The sequence below is a fragment of the Dietzia sp. DQ11-44 genome (genome assembly GCF_014145205.1).
In the GTDB taxonomy this organism is placed as follows: domain Bacteria; phylum Actinomycetota; class Actinomycetes; order Mycobacteriales; family Mycobacteriaceae; genus Dietzia; species Dietzia natronolimnaea.
Genome location: NZ_JAALEC010000076.1, coordinates 1 through 1895 on the forward strand (window position 1 = coordinate 1; position 1895 = coordinate 1895).

The following is a 1895-nucleotide window of genomic DNA, read 5'->3' on the forward strand; positions in this document are numbered from 1 at the left end:
TCGTCCACGCCCAGGTCTCGCAGGAACCCGTGCTTGCCGGCGCTGGCGGTGCCGATCACGTACGCGCCCCGGGCCTTGGCGATCTGGACCGCCACGTGCCCCACCCCGCCGGCGGCGGCGTGGATCAGCACCCGCTGACCGGGCTGGATGTCGGCGTACTCCACGAGCGCCTGCCATGCGGTCAGCGACACCAGCGGTAGCGCGGCGGCCTGCACATGGCCGAGGGAGGCGGGCTTGGGGGCGAACCAGGCCGCGGGCGCGGTCACGTAGTCAGCGTGGGCGCCGTGCCCGAACGGGTAGGAGAGCATGCCGAAGACCTCGTCGCCGGGGGCGAACCGGGCCACTCCGATGCCGACCGCCTCGACGACCCCGGACAGGTCCCAGCCGAGCACGAACGGCGGCTCCCCGAGGAACCCGCCGTTCCCGCGGTGCTTCCAGTCGGTGGGGTTGACGCTGGTGGCCCTGACGCGCACCAGGATCTCGTTGGTCCGCGGCTCGGGGCGGGGCTGCTCGGAGACGACGAGGACGTCCGGATCGCCGAGGGAGTACTGGGTCACGGCACGCATGGTGGCTTCGGTGGTCATACGTCCCAGGGTGGCAGAATCCGTCGGCCGCCGCCCGGCGCCACCTACCGGGTCGGCGGAAGCCGGTGCAGTTCGACCTCGCCCACCACTCCGTCGGCGAGGGTGGCGGTCATGTACGTGCAGTACGGCTGCCGACGGCGGTCGGTGGGGGAACCCGGGTTGAGCAACCGCAAGCCGTTCGCCGCGGTGGTGTCCCACGGGATGTGCGAGTGACCGAACACCAGGACGTCGGTGTCCGGATAGGCCTCGCTCATGCGCCTGTCCCGGCCCGCCGACGGCCCGGTCTCGTGCACCACCGCCACCCGCACCCCCTCGAGGGTCACGCGCGCCACCTCGGGCACCCGGGCGCGCAACTCGGGTCCGTCGTTGTTGCCCCAGCACGCGACCAACCGGGTGGAGCGTTCCTCCACCGCGTCGAGAAGTGCCACGTCCATCCAGTCGCCCGCGTGGACCACCACGTCCGCACCGTCGACCTCGTCCCACACCCGGGGCGGGAGATCGCGGGCGCGCGTCGGGACGTGGGTGTCGGCGATGATCAGCAGGCGCATGGGTTCAGTGTGCCGTGCGACCGGCAGTCGACTACCGGGTCGACTCCAGCACGACGTCGCGTCCGCTGAGGTCGACGACCATGCCGCCCGGGACCACGCGGACCCCGGTCAGCTGGACGCCCTCGGGGAGTTCGGCGAGAGCGGAGTCCATCATCGAGACGGTGCCGCCGAGCAGCTCGGGCGGCAGTGCGAAACCGAGGATCGACGCCTGGGACGGATCCATCTCCAGGTTTCCGCCGATCAACCGGGGGGTCACGATCGCCTCGGCCAGGCCGCTGATGGAGACACGGAGCGTTCCCGAGGCCGGGTCCGAGACGATCTCCTGCACCTGGATCAGACCGCCGAGCATGCTGTCGCCCGCGGAATCCTGCTGTGCGGCGGTGGACATGGCCTGGTCGGAGACGAAGGCGGTCCCGGTCAGCGAGTCCACGTAGGTGAGGTCGTCGGCCGAGCTGACCCCTTCGGCGGTGATGTCGATCGCGGGGGCGGGGCCGCCTCCGCCCTCCGCGGGGCTGCCGTCGGTGGTGATGCGGACGGTGCCCAGGTCACCGCCGAAGTACGACAGGATCACCGGGCGCGCGCCCAACTCCACCTGCGCCGGGCTGCCGAGGGAGGCCGTGACCTCCTCCTGGATCCGGTTCTCGACCGCGTTGCGGGTGCCGAACTCGAGCCCCACCACCCCGGCGACCAGGCCCACCACGGCGATCGCGGCGATCAGGGCGATCATCGGGCCGCGACGCCTCCCGCCGGTGTCGCCGCGGTC

3 protein-coding genes are annotated in these 1895 nt (G+C 72.1%); all 3 read right to left on the reverse strand.

Annotated features, from left to right (window positions below; translation table 11 throughout):
• Nucleotides 1-584: NADP-dependent oxidoreductase (locus tag G6018_RS02315; protein WP_182638602.1), on the reverse strand; the 584-nt coding region annotated here is incomplete at its 3' end.
• Nucleotides 585-628: 44 nt separating this feature from the next.
• Nucleotides 629-1132 carry a metallophosphoesterase gene (locus G6018_RS02320; RefSeq protein ID WP_179523417.1) on the reverse strand — a complete coding sequence of 168 codons (504 nt, stop codon included), beginning with the start codon at nt 1130-1132 and terminating at the stop codon, nt 629-631.
• Nucleotides 1133-1163: 31 nt separating this feature from the next.
• Nucleotides 1164-1895: LmeA family phospholipid-binding protein (locus tag G6018_RS02325; protein WP_182638603.1), on the reverse strand; the 732-nt coding region annotated here is incomplete at its 5' end.

Coding starts and splice junctions, on each gene's coding strand:
- G6018_RS02320 (WP_179523417.1), bottom strand. CDS start 1,132: ATGCGCCTGCTGATCATCGCCGACACCCACGTCCCGACGCGCGCCCGC.